Origin of the sequence: Methyloversatilis sp. NSM2, assembly GCF_038066675.1 — a bacterium.
In the GTDB taxonomy this organism is placed as follows: domain Bacteria; phylum Pseudomonadota; class Gammaproteobacteria; order Burkholderiales; family Rhodocyclaceae; genus Methyloversatilis; species Methyloversatilis discipulorum_A.
Genome location: NZ_JBBUKV010000001.1, coordinates 1,391,095 through 1,406,046 on the forward strand (window position 1 = coordinate 1,391,095; position 14,952 = coordinate 1,406,046).

Sequence of the window (14,952 nt, forward strand, 5' to 3'; positions counted from 1 at the left end):
GCGAAGCACGATGGAGACAGAGAATGCGATTTCGAAGCCTGAAGCGCTGGAACATCAAGCCAGAACTCGACGGACTCCTCTTCTTCGCGCAGCGCATGGACGAGTTGCTATGGGACTTCACTCTCGATACGCACAAGCCTATGGCGCTAAATGCACCGTACCTGTGCAAGGAAGCCATCTCTCTTCTTGAAGACATTGAAGCCGAGCTAATCGAACCCGCCAACTTGAAACCTGTGTTGGACGAGTTAGTTTGGAGTGTGCAGCATGACCCGGTCGCGAAGAGCCTTTTGGACTTACCGATTGAGCACTACGTTCTTACGAGCGAAGGCGTAAAGCTGGCGGAGCAAAAGCTTCGACTTGATGTCCTTGGCCAAACACTTCAGCCCTTTAGATATCTGCACCGCGCTTTCGATCAGATAGCGGCCCAAGTCAAGGCAGTTGAGAAGAAGAAACTGGACTCTTCAATACGGACAATGGTTACCACGCTTATCAACATGGGCGTGAGCAAACAGAGTCTCCACAAGCGCTCCAATGACTTCTTCTTCGGCGCAGAAGGTGAACAGATCGACAAACCAGAGCAAATTGACTCTTTCTTGAAGTCGATCTATCCATACAGCCATGAATTCACAGTTTACTTCGTCGTGTCGAAGCTAATTGAAACCGTCAAGGACTCCCTCACTGCATTCAGAATTAGTCTCCTCGAAGAACTGCCAGATGAACTGAAATCGATTGCTGCCAAAAATAAGTTTGCAAAGGGAGAAGATGAGTCTTACGCAGAGGTAGGACCGTTTACAGGCCTCGACGTAGTATCAGCACAAGAGAAAGCCGCCAATCGACTGGACAATCTGAGCGACCTTTTCACGCTCTTCTACCACCAAAGAAAGATCAACTGGAGACCCCAGGCGATCGTGAAACAGTGCTGCTCAGACGGGCCAGTCTTCGTAACACTAACCAAAGGAGCGATGGAAAAACCGTTTGACCTACCTCCGGAAAAGGCTTCCAAAGAGCTAAATAGATTGCTGCGAAATTCTGCCACTCGGGGAACAAGCTTTGATCGTTTTAATCGAGTCGCAGACCTGCACGGAATATGCGTTTCCACAGACATTATCGAGAATCAGTTGGTCACGCTGTGGACATCGCTGGAGACGCTCATCCCATCACATACAGGCGTATCAAAGATCACAAACGTCCTGGAGGCGATGATTCCCTTTCTTATGGTTTCATATATAAAGCGTCTTGTACAAAGATTCAATCACGATCTTATAACTTGGCGTCGCTGGCGAGTGAAGCGGATCCTCAACAAGGTCCCGGATATCGACAGCCCGAATACTCTACACCGGACACTCGCCATGCTCGCAGTATCGACTAACGATGAAATTCGGTCGGAGTTATACGCTGAATTGAAAGACTTCCATCTACTCCGATTCCGAGCGTTTCAACTATCGGAGATCTTGAGCAGCACAGAAAAGCTCACTAATGCGTTGGCGTCTCACGAGAAGAAATTGCGATGGCAGATTCGAAGAATCTATCGAACGCGAAATCTGATTGTGCACTCTGGAAAGCGCCCCAGCTATATTCACAGCCTGATAGAGAATGGCCACGACTACTTAGACCAAATTATCTTTGACGTCATAAAGTTGTCATGTGGAGAGTATCGAACCTCGACACTTGAACAAGCTTTTGAACTCTCCAAAATCCGCCACAAAAAGTTCATGGACCAGCTTGCAAGCGTCACAACTTTTGACGCCCAGAATTGCGCGTTTCTTTGCGAGGAATTTGACACTCTGACCGATTACGTAAACGAGTCCTGGGGCGAGACTCAAGAGGGAGCCCCGAATTCACCGGCACTTCGTCTTGTCACGAGCCAACCTCATGGGTCGGCTCCTCAAGCAGCGAGTCCCGCTGCCATAGACAAAACACCGAACTAGAAAATAATTAGAAAACAAAGGACAGACCCAATGCCATTAAGTTAAGCCCGAGCCGGCGCCAACATGGACTAAGAACCGGGGGGGGGGGGGGGTATCGGGGTGTTGGATGGCTTGCCGATGATCTCTGGTCGCTAACTTAATGGCATTGGGGAGAGACCACGTTTTTAAAAATGTTTTATAGCGGGTCGTGATCTAGCCTCATTTTCCTAAAAATTAGCACGGAGCACCCAGCCTTCTTATTTCGTCGTGAGATCGCATTCCAGCCAGCCAAACGGTAGTTTGGAGACTACTATGAGCTACCTTTCAAATCTGTTAATTCTAATTTCCCTCTGCATATCTGCGTCGGCCCACGGGGCAAATGAACAACTCTCTATTTCAGGCGCAGGAGCAAGCAGTAGATTGAACTCCGAGAAATAGAAATAAATCACATCAACGACATGCTGAAAATAGGGAGCGGACCACATTTTTGGCAATCTGAATCTCTGATGGAGCGACATAATCATATGTCTGCCCCCTATTTCGACTCGCATATATTTCCGGATTTTCAACGTTAGTCCTCTCATGACGAACAGCGCCGAAACCGCCGCTCACTGGACAAAGTTCATTGCGAAATCTCCTGAGTTCGTCGCTGGCGAAGCGCTTCTCGCGCAATTCAACGCCGGGAAGATCACACGCCTTTGTGAGTGTGGTTGTAACAGTTTCAACATGGTGCTTGAGGAGGGAAGGCAAACCGCTCCAATCGTCCCACCTTCCGGGAGAGGTCACGTTGTCTTTCTCGCTGACTTCCCGGTAGAGCAGCCACCCGGTGCATCCCTTGAGTTCATCGTCTATGCGGATGCAAAGGGAAATTTCGATGGGCTCGACGTGCATCTGAACGGAAACACCGAACCCATTCCAGAGAAATTGGTTGTCTCCGAGGCCCCTTACCATGCGTATGGAATTCTGGCCCGAAAGGGCTGACCCTGAAGTCGTGCGGACCTGAGCGAAAAGCAGCGCAGTCCGCCCACTTCCACGCCAGCCATCATGAAATACCTCACCGTAGTGTTCTTGTTTGTGGCGACGCTCGCAGCAGCACCAACTGTCTATTCCGCCGACAGGAAAGGGACGATGTCGCACGACGAAGAGAGATCCGAATCCGGTAGTCCCATCTATCGCCACAAGCCACGCAGCCCGGAATGGACCACTCCACGGCACTCCGGAAAAAATCTGGAAGAGGTGGAAGCTCACGTCGAGAAGTACATCGGGAAGATTGAGTCCGTCTACCACGAAGTGCTGTCCGATCTGGTCCATCTTGATGTGCTGATCGTTCCTGCTACGGCGGAGCGTCCTTATCACGTGCTGGTGACCAGCGGTGTAAGCGACGAACCGATGAATGTTCCTGAGGGGATGCAGAAATTCCGTCGGGTCGAGCTTCTTATCGCTCTGCCGCGTGACTGGCCTCTCGACCAGGAATCGCTCAAGAACGAAGCGAACTACTGGCCGGTAAGGTGGCTGAAGATGATCGGGCGCCTGCCCCATGAGTACAAGACGTGGATCGGGTGGGGGCATTCGATTCCCAATGGCGACCCGCCGGAGCCCATCGCAAATACGGGTTTTGTCGGCGCAATGCTCACGCCACCGTATTCACTGCCCAAAGACTTCTTCCAGTTCCGGACAAAGTCCGGGGACACGATCTCGTTCTACGTGCTGACGCCGCTGTACAAGGAGGAAATGGACCTCAAGCTCAAGAAGGGGGCCGACATGCTAGAAGAGCGGTTTGAGAAGCGGGGAATCGGGTTTGTCCTTGATACGAAGCGGGCAAACGTTGCCAAAGCGAAGGGTTGGTTCGGAAAGTAATGGCAGCACCCCTCCAGCCGACGCCGTGTGGCTGGTCATTCCACATGAGAAGACGTGCCACGTTTTCATTCAAGAACTTTTCGAACACTGACTTAGAAAACCGTGATCTACCCCCGGTTTGGTTTTTCGAGAACGCCCGGCAGCGACGGGGATGGCCCTCAGGGAGCGACTATCAAACGGCGATCGCGGAACTGAAACGATGATGAACAACTTCGTACCGCCGAAGGCCGGCAGCAACCATCCGCCCTGCAACGGGGTATTTCTCGCGCATCGTTAGGCCTCACATGTCCAAAGAAGACGTAGTGCGACGCACGACATACGGTGCCGTGGCTGTGAGCGTGATGCTGTACTTGGCGAGTTTGAGTTTGCCCGCGGCAGTGATGGGGGCGTACCCTTTCGAGGTCAGACGTACGGTCGTATCCGGACTGGAATTCCTCGGGATCGGATGGCTGGGAGTGTATTTTCTGTGCGCGGCCTGGCTGGCAAATTTAGCGATCATCGTTGCGTGGATCTCACTCACGCTGGAGAAGGTAGCTTCTTCGCCGTGGTGGTCAGTTGGCTCACTCATCCTCATGCTAGATACCTTTCGCTTCAACGCTCTCTGTATTCCGGCTAACAAAGAGGGGGGCGGATGTCAGCGCATCTATGAGTACTCGTGGGGTTTCTACCTTTGGGTCGCCAGTGCTGTTGTGTTGACTGTTGCGAGCGTCTGGCGCCGCTTCGTGTCGCTTGAGGAGCGTCGCAGTGCATCGGACGACCAAAAGACTTCGAAGAGGCAGTCTGGTGAGGGTCTCTAACTGCATGTATTGACTCCCCGATAATCAAGACGGAGCGATAGTCTGGTTTCTCCGGATCGTGCTCTTGCAGTCGCATATCCGGCATCGGTAGTGGGTTTTGAGTGACTCCTGCCGACGTGGCATCTGCGCGGGCGCGCCACTCGATACAGCGGCACACACCGCGTCCGTCAGAACTTCGGCGCCGTCCCCTGCCCCTTCAGCTTCCGCACCGCCTCGGCCTTGAGCTGTTCCACCCACTCGGCCGATCTGCGGTTGCTGGCGACCATGCCGCCCTGATCGACCAGCCAGGCTTCGAAGTTCTGCACCGGTTCGCTGTTCCATTCGTAGCGCAGCACGATGCCGCAACGGGCGACGTCCGGCGTGGGGCCGAGGGCGTCGACCAGATGCGGCACGCGCTGGCGCGCGTACTGTTCCAGCACCTTGACCGCACCCGGCTGCAGCAGCGTGCCCATGGCGTTATTCCAAGGGATGCGCTGGCCCTTGCGGTCCTTGTCCACGCTGCACTGGGGTTTGCCGTCCTCGCTCCAGTGCACGACGGCGCGACCGCCGGCAACCGGCGGCGTGCGCGCGGCGTAAGGACCGTAGCGCGCAACCAGCGACGCCATCATCTGTTCGCTGCCCGGCGGCTGCGGCGCCGAACCGCGGCGCATGACGGCGATGACGCGCGGCTCGGCGGGCGGGCTGGCGAACCAGATGCCGATGCCGGAACCGGCCATCGTGACGCCGATCTGGTCGAGGAATTCCGGCGACTCCAGTGAATTCACGCCGTCGAAATAGGGGAAGGTGGCGAGGTTGCGCTTCAGCTTCGCGCTGGCGTCGAAGGCCTGTACGGCTTTGACGGCTTCGGCTTCGGTCATGCCGATGCGCACGCCGGCGATGTCGAGTTTTGCGGCGGGGGTGGTGGCGTTCTGCGCCAGTGCGGGTAAGGCGCCGACGATCAGCGCGCCGGCCAGTGCGAGGCGGGAAAGAACGGTTCCTGTCTGCATGGAAAAGCTCCTGTCATTCATTGTCGGTGGGCGCGTCGCCGCCGGTGCAGTCCCGGCTGCCGCGCGTGGGGCGAGAGGTTTCCCGTCGTATGCCGCCCGTACGCTATGGTAGAAATCCGCACGGGGCGCTTGCGCCCCCCAAACAGGGGAGAAACCCGCTCACGGAGGCGTCACCCATGTCCTCACCGGAACTTGCCGACGCCCGCCTGTCGGCGCTGATCGCGCACTACTACGACGCTGCGCTGGACAGCAGCCTGTGGCCGGGCACGGCAAAGCGTACCGCACAGGCGCTCGATTCGACCAGCACCGTCATCAAGCTGCACGGCGACGGCGCGCGCGTGGATCTGCTCGAATGCACCGACAATCTGGTGGTCGCGGAGCGCGACCGGGCCTGGGCCGAGGACTGGCATCGCCGCGACCTGTGGGTGGAACGCTCGGTCGCCCACGGTCTGTCGCGCGTCATCACCGACGAGGATCTGGTGACGCCCGAGGAACAGGCACGCAGCGGGTTCTACCAGGAATGGCTCCGTCATCTCGACATCCACCACATGCTGGGCGCGGTGTTCCATGCGGCCGATGGGGTCATCGGCGTGCTGGGTATCCATCGCACGCGCGAAGCCGGTGCGTATTCCGAAGTCGAGCGCAGCAAGGTCGCGCTGCTGCTGCCGCACCTGCAACGCGCGCTGCGCCTGGGTCGGCGCCTGTCGGCGCTGTCGCAGGCGCACGCCGCCGCGCTGCAGGCGCTCGACCGCGTCGATACCGGCGTGATGGTGGTCGATGAGCGCTGCCGCGTCGTGCTGTCCAGCGCGATGGCGGACGCGCTGTTGCGCGGGAACACCGAACTGGCCGTGCATGGCGGATGCCTCGTGCTGCAGCAACCGGCGCTGCGCGATGCGCTGTCGGCGCAGGTGCGCGCGGCGGTCAACGTCGCGCAGGGCGAGCCGGGCGATGCCGGGGCCGCGCTGTGCGTGCCGCGTGCAGGACGGCTGCCGCTCGTGCTCGAGATCGCGCCACTGCGGCCGACGACGTCAGCGTTCGGCGACCAGGGGCCGGCGGCGCTGGTGTTCATCCGCGACCCGGAAGCGCCGGCCGATCTGGACAGACTGCGCGCACTGTTCGACCTCACGCGGACCGAAGCCGCAGTCGCCGCCGCGCTGGCACAGGGGCGCTCGCTGGAAGGCATCGCGTCGGGGCTGGGCATCGGCCTGGCGACCGTCCGTTCCCACCTCAAGCGCATCCTGGCCAAGACCGGCACGCACCGTCAGGCCGAAGTCGTCGCCCTGCTCGCCCGCTGCGCCTGACCAGAGACGCTCGACCGCGGATCAGGCGCAACCCCTGTGAGAGCGGCCGTGGCCGCGACTCGGCCGTTGCATGCCGCTGGCGTCGGCACAGGCCGCTGTCGGGGTCAGAAGACCCCTCCCACAGAACCCCAGCCACAGGCTCCAGCCGTGGCTCGGACTCAACCCCTGTGGGAGCGGCCTTGGCCGCGACTCGGCCGACGCATGCCGCTGGCGTCGGCACAGGCCGCTGTCGGGGTCAGAAGACCCCTCCCACAGAACCCCAGCCACAGACTCCAGCCGTGGCCCGGACTCAAGCCCTGTGGGAGCGGCCATGGCCGCGACGGGGCCGTTGCAGACCTCCATCCCGGTCAGAAAACCGCTCCTGCTCGAAACGCATCCGCTCGGCTACCCACCCGGCGCCTGCTTCGTCACCGCCGCCCGTATCTCCCGCAGCTTCGCCTTCACCCGCGCCGCGTTGTCCGGCCCCATGCGCAGCATGATCTTCTGCCCTTCCGACAGCTTTTCCAGCTCCGGGTCGGCGAAGGTGTAGAGCACCTTGGGCTGGGCGAGGCGCAGGGGGCCGGCAAGTTCGGGCGCGGCCAACAGGTGGTCGATCACCTCGACCAGGCGATTGTTGAAGTAGCCGTCCGGGTAGCCCAGTTCGACGTAGCGCTGCTGGAACGCAGGGTAATTGCGCACATAGGCGTCGACGACGGCCGCGGTCGGTACGGTGTCGACCAGATGAATATATGTGCGGTAACGGGCGGCGTTGGATTCGTCCAGCACCAGGGTGTCGCCGCTGCCGGTGACGGTCATCGGGCCCGGAACCGGTTTCACCGGCATCAGGCGGCGCGCCACTTTCTCGCGCGGCAGGTTGTCCACGGTGACGACGATGCGCCGCACGATGTCGGTGCTGTTGAACAGGGTGTCGACCGAGGCGCCGAACAGCGCGCGCAGCGCGGCCAGCAGTTTCGCGTCCGGGTCCACCTCGGCGCCTGCGGCGTCGGCGACCTCCGGCGCGGCGATCGGGTAGTGCGGCGCCGGCTCGGGCGCAGGCGCCTGAGGTTCGGGTGCCGTTACGACGGGCGCCTCGATCGGGGCCGGCGCGTCGGCCGGCTCCGCCCGTTGCTGCAGCCAGTACAGATAGCCGCCCACGCCCGCCACGGCCAGCACCACTGCCGAAACTGCCGCCGTTGATTTCTTCATGTCGGTCTACTCCCCGGTTGCGGTCCAGCAGGATGGACAGGCACGCGGCGATGAATATCCGGCTAAAGCTTTTCGGGATGTGGCAGACCGCCCGCCAGCCGCGCCTTGGCAGGGACCGCAGGCCCTCCTTCGCACCAGCCAATTCACGACAATTCAATGACTTGGCGGCGAAGCCAGAACCGCTCGCTGGTGCTCCCCCCATTCGTCGCCGCCTCGCCCCCCCGCATCCTGACGGTGACTTTTCGTCGCATGTCTCGCCATCAGCCGGGTGTTCGGGCATGCTGGCGCGCCTTGAGCAACCGACGCCCCCGAGACGCTGTGGCCCTCATTGCTCCGCCTTCCGCTGCGGTTTCGTCGCGCCCCGACTGGCGCGTATTCCTGCTGCTGCCGCTGCTGCACTTCGCCAGCGTGAAGCTGACGATGTCGCTCGCGTTGTCGCCGGAGAACGAGGTCGTGGTGTGGCTGCCGAACGCGGTGCTGCTGGCCGCACTGCTGCACTGGCAGGGCGCGCGCGGTGGCTGGATGGCAGCGCTTGTGCTGGCTTCCGACATCTACGCGAACATCCCGGCCTTCCCGCCCTTGCAGGCAACGCTGGTCAGCCTGTGCAATCTGTCCGAGGTGGCCTTCACCTATCTATTGATGCGCCGGCTCGGCGTTTCACCGGGGCTGGAACGCATCCACGATTTCGGCCGCTTCCTGCTGGCCGGGCCGCTGCTCGGCTCGCTCGGCGCCTCGCTGCTGGCCGGTGTCGTGCTGCTGACGCTGGACCGGGTCAGCGCGCCCTACTCGACCCTGACGCTGCTGTGGTGGTTCGGCGACGCGCTCGGGCTGCTCATCTACACACCCTTGCTGCTGGCCTTCCTGCGCCCCGACCCGGAAGGCGCGCGCGGTGGCCTGGCGGGCATCGCGATGGTGGGGCTGACGCTGGCCTTCGCCGCCATGCTGTTCACCCAGCCGGTCAATGCCGGCGCCGCTTTCCACGTCGCGCTGACGCCGCACCTGCTGCTGCTGCCGCTGCTGTGGGTGGCGGTGCGCTGCGGCACGCGCTGCACCGCGCTGACGGTGGCGCTGATCGCGCTCGGGGCCGCATGGTCGGTCACCACCGGACACCAGCCCTTCGGCGCGGCCTCGCCGCACGACACGATACTGCGCGCGCAGGAGTACATCCTGACGCTGAGCATCATCGGCATGGGGCTGTCCATCCTGCTGCGCGAACAGCGCGCGCTGGCGCAGGACCTCGAGGACAAGGTGCGCGAGCGCACGGTCGAGCTCGAAGCGTCGAACCGCCGTCTGGCAGAGTTGAGCGCCACCGACAGCCTGACCGGCATCGCCAACCGCCGCCGCTTCGACGAAACGATGGAAGCCGAGTGGGCACGCGCGCGCCGCAGCGGCGAGCCACTCGCGCTGTGCCTGCTCGACGTCGACCTGTTCAAGCCCTACAACGATCACTACGGCCACCTCGCGGGCGACGACTGCCTGCGCCTGGTGGCCGAGGTGATCAACGCGCACGTGCGCCGCGCCAGCGATCTGGTGGCGCGCTACGGCGGCGAGGAATTCGCCTTCATCATTCCCGGTGTCGATGCCGACGGCGCGCTCGCCACGGCGCACGCCGTCTGCGCCGCGCTGCAGGCACGCGGCCAGCCGCACGTGCGCTCGCCCTTCGGCGTGCTGACGGCCAGCATCGGCGTGGCCGTCATGGTGCCGACCGACGACGACACGCCGGACCAGCTGGTGCGGCTGGCCGATCAGGCGCTGTACGAGGCCAAGCGCGCCGGCCGCAATCGCGTGGTGCAGGTGGCCAGCGAGGACGTCGAAACACTGCGTGCCGTGCACCGCCGCTGACGCGGCAACGAGCGAGCGGTCACGCTCAGGCGGTGGCGCACACCACGCGATTGCGCCCCTGCCGCTTGGCCCGGTACAGGCACTCGTCGGCACCGGCGATCGCGGCGTCGAGCGAATCGTCGTCCGGCCGGCAGGCGGCAACACCGAAACTGGCGGTGATGCGCAGTTCGCCGCCGTCATCGAGCGGAATGCGCAGCGCCTCGATCGCGCTGCGCAGGCGCTCAGCGTGCTGGATGGCGCTGGCGACGTCGGTGTGCGGCATCAGCACGACGAATTCCTCGCCGCCGTAGCGCGCCGCCACGTCGCCGCGCCGGCTCTGTTCGCCGCACAACCGCGCCACCTCGACCAGTACCGCGTCGCCCACGACGTGGCCGTAGCCGTCGTTCACCTGCTTGAAGTGGTCGATGTCGAACAGCGCCACCGCCACCGGGTAGCCATGGCGCTGCTGGTTCGGAATGTGGCGCTCGGCCAGCGTGAAGAAGCCACGCCGGTTCGGCAGCCCGGTCAGGAAGTCGGTGTTGGACTGATCGCGCAGCTGCTCGACCAGACGCTGGCGTTCGTCCTCCAGCGCGACGCGCGCGATGCTGTTGGCGCGCAGCACGCTGATCGCCTGCAGCACGTCGGCCACTTCGTCGCGATAGCGCGGACTGGGCACCGTGCGCTGCAGATTGCCCTGAGCGATCGCCACGAGCAGATCGGCGGTTTCTTCGAGCGGGCGCACCACGCGGTGATGCACCACCCACAGCGTGAGGCCGAGCAGGCCCAGCGTGAGCAGACCGCCGGCGCCGATCCAGACCAGCGCAGTGCGCGCCTCGGCGTGACCGCTGCGCGCCTGGTCGAGCGCTTCGTCCATCAGCACGTCGCGCAGCGCGACGATGGAATCCATGTCCGGCACGTAGCGCGCTGCGAAGCCGGCGGCGTCCATGCCGTACTGCGCGTCGTCCAGACCGTGGGCGGTCAGCGCCTCGACGAAGGGGATGGCAGATTCGAAGTAGCGCAGCTGCATCGTCGCGGTGGCGGTCTGTACCGGCACGCGGTCCGGTGCCGCTTCGGTGCGCTGTACCAGAAGCTTGCGCAGTTGCTCGACCCGGCCACGCAGCCGTTCGATCTCGACATGTTCGGCGTCGCGCAGCGGCTGGCGCGACGTCAACGCGACCGTGAACTGCGAGCCGAGCTGGCCGGCGTACTCGCGCAGGTCGGCAGCGATACGGGCGCCGATCAGCGCATCGGCGGCGCGCGGGTAGGCGGCGACCGCCTCGTTGGTCAGCCGTATCAGGGCCGGCGACAGATCGTCGATCACGGCGAACATCTTGCCGATCGCCTCGCTGATGTCGGCCGGGCTGCGACGCGCTCGCGGCAGCGCGGCGGTGCGGTCTATCGCTTCGCGCGCGTGGGCGAGCTGCAGCGCGGCGCGCGCAATCAGTGCGCGCACCTCGTTGCGCGGCGCCGAAGGCGTACCCACGGTGCGTTCCAGCACGGCGAAGGCGTCGTCGGTACGCGCCCGCGCCTGGGCCAGACGCTCGTGCTTCGCCGGGTCACCCGGCAGATCGTCGCCCAGCACGCCATTGGCCGGACCGCGCTCGCGCGACGCCATCTCGGCCGCGCGCAGCAGATGCCCGAGGTGTTCCATCGCCTCCAGGCCGCTGCGCGCCTGCGCGGCGCGCGACCACTCGACCACGACGATGCGCAGCGACAGGCCGAGGACGGCACCGGCGAGCAGGAGGCTGACCAGCCAGAAAAGACGGTGGAGGCGCATTCGGGAAGGAAAACCCCGCGCACGCAAGGCATGGCGCGGGGTATCGGGTCTGTTCTTGTTGTGCTTGTCGGAAAACGGGGATCGGGTGCCGGGCACCGCTACGGGTACCCGGAAGGGCGCCCAGTGTAGCCCGGTCGGACGCGCCTGCAACGACCTGGATCAAACTGTGTCGGCGCCACCCGAGCCGGCCGGCGTCGCCGAAGCGACGCCGGCCCGATCGGTCAGAGGCGCTTTTCCCACTCGCGAACCTGTCGTTCGGCTTCGTCCTTGGCGATGCCGTAGCGCTCCTGGATCTTTCCGGCGAGCTGTTCGCGGCGGCCGGCGATGACATCAAAGTCGTCGTCGGTGAGCTTGCCCCACTGCTCCTGCACCTTGCCCTTGATCTGCTTCCAGTTGCCTTCGATACGATCGGTATTCATGGCGATTCCTTTCATGGATGGATGGAAGTTCCGGCAGACACGACCTGCGTGCCCGCGGACGGGTTGGGTCGGTCACTGTTCGAGCAGACCGGCCAGTTCATCGGCGTGCTCTTCCTCGTCGAGCAGGATGTCTTCGAGCAGACGCCGGGTCGTCGGGTCCTTGTCGGCCACGAGCGCGATCATCTGGCGGTAGGCCTCTACCGCCACCCGCTCGGCCAGCAGATTGGCGCGCAGCATGGACTTCAGATCGAGCGCCGCGTCGTAGCCTGCGTGGCTGCGGTCGAGCAGCCCCTCGGGGCTGAAATCGGGCTCGCCACCGAGCTGCACGATGCGCGCGGCCAGACGGTCGGCGTGCGCCGCCTCCTCGTTGGCGTGCACCATGAATTCAGCGGCCACCGCCGGCGCGTTGAGACCGGTCGCGGTGAAGTGGTGGCGCTTGTAGCGCAGTACACAGACCAGCTCGGTGGCCAGTGCGCCGTTGAGCAGGCGCACGATGTCGGCCGCCCAGGGACCGATGGCGGGTGTGACCGCGCCATCATCGAGGTGCTGGTGCACACGCTGCAGTGCCGCGTGGTCCAGTTCGAGCGGACCGGCGGTATCCGGCCGGCCGGACGACGGAAGGCTTGCGAGGTTCATGAAGATCTCCTTTCCGGTTCGGTGCGCCGCGCTCAGTCGATGGCCTTCAGGCCGAGCAGACCGAGCACCAGCAGCACGATGAATACCGCGACGAACACGAAGAACAGGATCTTCGCGATGCCAGCCGCGCCGGCGGCGATGCCGGTGAAACCGAACAGGCCGGCGACGATGGATACGATCGCGAAAATGAGTGCCCACTTCAGCATGACGTTCTCCTTGGGTGAGGACAGTCGGTACCGGAGCGGAAGCATTGGCGCCGCCGCGGTATGACTGAATCATGGGCGAGCGGCGCCTGGAAGCGTATAGGTGATTGGGTAGCGCCCTGTAGGCGAATGCCCATGCGCTGTCGGAACGGTCCGACGCGGGCGGGAGATGTGTGGGGACTACTCCGGGACGTAGACGAGCGAGCCGTCTTCCATCCGGTAGGCGGTGCCGGCCTTCACGCCGCGGCCGGCGCCCGCCTCGCCTTCGCCGCGGAAGCGGCTGAGCTGGTCGCCCTTCCTGACGACGATTTCCATGTCCGGCTGGCCGGCGTTGCGGATCACCGTCAGGTCGCCGGCGGCGAACGGATTCAGCGGATGACGCGCCACGGCAATCAGCAGCGCGGCGATGATTACGAGGAACACGTCGATCAGATTGACCACCGACAGGATGGGATCGTCGTCCTCGGTATCGTCGAGCAGGCGCGTCCTCATCGCGCCACCTCCGCCTGCAGCATCGGCACACGGTGCTCGGCCACCGCGTCGCCGGCGCGCTCACGCTCGATGCGCAAAAGGTCGGCGGCATACCAGCGGCGACGCACCTGGGCGACCGCGTAGGTGATGGCCGAAGCGATCAGCGCCAGGATGACCGCCGAGAACGCAACACCGAGCCCGCTCGATACCGACGCCAGATCGCCGTCGCCGAGCGCGGCCAGCGCCGGACCCATCGGAATCATCGTGGCGACGAGGCCCAGCAGCGGCGCCACCCGGGTGGCGATGCGCACGCATTCCAGCCGCTGTGCCGCAATCACCTCGAGTTCGCCGCCGCCGATGCGCGGATCGGCGCGCACCACCTGGCGCAGTTCGAAGCCACCCGGGTGACCGCCGCGCCGCTGCAGCGCCTGCACGACGAAGGCGCCGAGCGCGAAGAAGGCGTACAGGAACAGCGCCGCGATGGCGAGCAGCACCGGCGTCAGAAAGAACTGGCTGACGCCGTAAAGCCCGCTTTCGATCGATGAGGTCATGTCCGCTCCATATATATATATATGCACAAGGGATTCAGGCGGCGCGGCGCAAGGGCTGCGGCCGCAGCTGTGGGACCGCGGCGGGTGCCGGCCGCGGACGCTGCCGCAGTCGGGCGAGCGCACCGGCGAAGAAAGCGGCCAGCAAGGGCAGCAGCCACAGACTGTCCGGCAAGGGTGGCGAAATCGGCTGCGTCGTCACCTCTACCAGTCGGCGACCGGCGGTGGGGGCCGGATCCGGCTGCGCCGGCGCAGAGGCTGCTGCCGCCGGTCCCGGCGCCACGGTATCGGTGCCGCCCAGGCGTCGTGCACGGACCGGCGCCGGCGCGGCTTCATCGACCCGGGCCACGGACAGCTGGAAGTCAGCGGCGGCCAGGTCGGCGCTGGCGTCGGCGGTCATCGGTGGCTCCGGCGCTTCGCCGACGCCGTGCCCGCTGCCGTCGCGCACCGCGGTGTGGTGCCCGGTGCGCAGGAATTCCTGCGCCGATTCGTCGCCCTCGGCCGCCGCCTCGCGGAACCAGCGCATCGCCTCCTCGACATTGCGCTCGACGCCGCGCCCCTGGTACAGCGCGGTGGCGTAATGCATCTTGCCCAGTGGCCCGTAGTAGGGATCGCCGCTGGTCGCCGCACGCAGCAGCATTTCGGTGGCCTTGACCGGGTCCTGCGGCACGCCCTGCCCGTTCTCGTACATCAGCGCTTTCCAGATCAGCGCGCCGGTGTAGCCGGCTGCGATGCACTTGTCGAACACCTTGTTCGCCGTCGCGTGGTCACCGCATTTCGACAGCAGATAGCCGGCCGCGCAGCTGACCGGCCCGGCCGGCTGCGACGCCACGTACTGCAGCGACAGTTCGCCCACCGCGTTGTCGAGGTCATCGGGTGAGGCCGGCTGCGCCGCGCCACCGCAGAAACGGTTGCCCTCGTCGGCACTCAGCGGTGGTACGGCAAGCTGCGCACAGAAAGCGACGAAGACGGGCAGCAGGCGACTGCATCTGCGCTGCCTGGGTGATGCATGCATACAGAGACTCCCGGAACGGACCGGGACAG

The 14,952-nt window shown here is 63.9% G+C and carries 15 protein-coding genes; 6 read left to right on the top strand and 9 right to left on the bottom strand.

The annotated features are described in order from the left end of the window. The first annotated feature begins 23 nt into the window (after nucleotides 1-23). The 4 genes from WJU27_RS06350 to WJU27_RS06365 all read left to right on the top strand — a co-directional run bounded on the left by WJU27_RS06350 (nucleotide 24) and on the right by WJU27_RS06365 (nucleotide 4,561). Nucleotides 24-1,928, top strand: coding sequence for a hypothetical protein (locus WJU27_RS06350; protein WP_341421478.1), 1,905 nt, complete (start codon nucleotides 24-26; stop codon nucleotides 1,926-1,928). 561 nt (nucleotides 1,929-2,489) lie between these two features. Beyond that, a complete protein-coding gene (locus tag WJU27_RS06355; protein ID WP_341421479.1) occupies nucleotides 2,490-2,888 on the top strand; it encodes a hypothetical protein in 399 nt (132 codons plus the stop codon). 63 nt (nucleotides 2,889-2,951) lie between these two features. Next, complete coding sequence (locus WJU27_RS06360) at nucleotides 2,952-3,764, top strand: suppressor of fused domain protein (RefSeq protein WP_341421480.1); 813 nt, start codon at nucleotides 2,952-2,954, stop codon at nucleotides 3,762-3,764. Nucleotides 3,765-4,096: 332 nt separating this feature from the next. Beyond that, entirely contained in the window at nucleotides 4,097-4,561 is a 465-nt protein-coding gene (locus tag WJU27_RS06365; RefSeq protein WP_341421481.1) for a hypothetical protein, read from the top strand. A gap of 167 nt (nucleotides 4,562-4,728) precedes the next feature. On the opposite strand, the gene WJU27_RS06370 is transcribed toward WJU27_RS06365, so the two are convergent. Further along, entirely contained in the window at nucleotides 4,729-5,547 is an 819-nt protein-coding gene (locus tag WJU27_RS06370) for a hypothetical protein (protein ID WP_341421482.1), read from the bottom strand. Nucleotides 5,548-5,723: 176 nt separating this feature from the next. Here WJU27_RS06370 and WJU27_RS06375 point away from each other — a divergent pair, with 176 nt between their 5' ends. Beyond that, on the top strand, nucleotides 5,724-6,848 hold the full coding sequence (locus WJU27_RS06375) for a helix-turn-helix transcriptional regulator (protein ID WP_341421483.1): 1,125 nt from the start codon (nucleotides 5,724-5,726) through the stop codon (nucleotides 6,846-6,848). Between the two features lie 384 nt (nucleotides 6,849-7,232). Here the strand turns inward: WJU27_RS06375 and WJU27_RS06380 are convergent, their stop codons facing one another. Further along, the gene (locus WJU27_RS06380) at nucleotides 7,233-8,033 is read right to left on the bottom strand and encodes a DUF3014 domain-containing protein (protein WP_341421484.1); all 801 of its coding nucleotides are present in this window, start codon (nucleotides 8,031-8,033) and stop codon (nucleotides 7,233-7,235) included. 318 nt (nucleotides 8,034-8,351) lie between these two features. On the opposite strand from WJU27_RS06380, the gene WJU27_RS06385 reads away from it, so the two are divergent. After that, nucleotides 8,352-9,875 (top strand): GGDEF domain-containing protein, encoded by a 1,524-nt coding sequence (locus WJU27_RS06385; protein WP_341421485.1) that lies wholly within the window; start codon nucleotides 8,352-8,354, stop codon nucleotides 9,873-9,875. Nucleotides 9,876-9,900: 25 nt separating this feature from the next. Here WJU27_RS06385 and WJU27_RS06390 read toward each other — a convergent pair whose 3' ends face one another. The 7 genes from WJU27_RS06390 to WJU27_RS06420 form a co-directional block, all read right to left on the bottom strand. Continuing rightward, nucleotides 9,901-11,631 (bottom strand): GGDEF domain-containing protein, encoded by a 1,731-nt coding sequence (locus WJU27_RS06390; protein WP_020164421.1) that lies wholly within the window; start codon nucleotides 11,629-11,631, stop codon nucleotides 9,901-9,903. Between the two features lie 221 nt (nucleotides 11,632-11,852). After that, nucleotides 11,853-12,050 carry a CsbD family protein gene (locus tag WJU27_RS06395; protein ID WP_019918505.1) on the bottom strand — a complete coding sequence of 66 codons (198 nt, stop codon included), beginning with the start codon at nucleotides 12,048-12,050 and terminating at the stop codon, nucleotides 11,853-11,855. A 72-nt stretch (nucleotides 12,051-12,122) separates the two neighbouring features. Beyond that, entirely contained in the window at nucleotides 12,123-12,686 is a 564-nt protein-coding gene (locus tag WJU27_RS06400; RefSeq protein ID WP_020164420.1) for a ferritin-like domain-containing protein, read from the bottom strand. 32 nt (nucleotides 12,687-12,718) lie between these two features. Then, nucleotides 12,719-12,892 carry a DUF1328 family protein gene (locus WJU27_RS06405; RefSeq protein WP_020164419.1) on the bottom strand — a complete coding sequence of 58 codons (174 nt, stop codon included), beginning with the start codon at nucleotides 12,890-12,892 and terminating at the stop codon, nucleotides 12,719-12,721. 177 nt (nucleotides 12,893-13,069) lie between these two features. Further along, nucleotides 13,070-13,381, bottom strand: a complete 312-nt coding sequence (locus tag WJU27_RS06410) for a DUF2149 domain-containing protein (protein ID WP_296811046.1) — start codon at nucleotides 13,379-13,381, stop codon at nucleotides 13,070-13,072. Next, the gene (locus WJU27_RS06415) at nucleotides 13,378-13,911 is read right to left on the bottom strand and encodes a MotA/TolQ/ExbB proton channel family protein (RefSeq protein WP_341421486.1); all 534 of its coding nucleotides are present in this window, start codon (nucleotides 13,909-13,911) and stop codon (nucleotides 13,378-13,380) included. Before WJU27_RS06415 ends, WJU27_RS06410 begins: the two co-directional genes overlap by 4 nt. Nucleotides 13,912-13,945: 34 nt before the next feature. Further along, nucleotides 13,946-14,923: a tetratricopeptide repeat protein gene (locus WJU27_RS06420; protein ID WP_341421487.1), complete on the bottom strand. Its 978-nt coding sequence runs from the start codon at nucleotides 14,921-14,923 to the stop codon at nucleotides 13,946-13,948. Nucleotides 14,924-14,952: the final 29 nt, after the last annotated feature.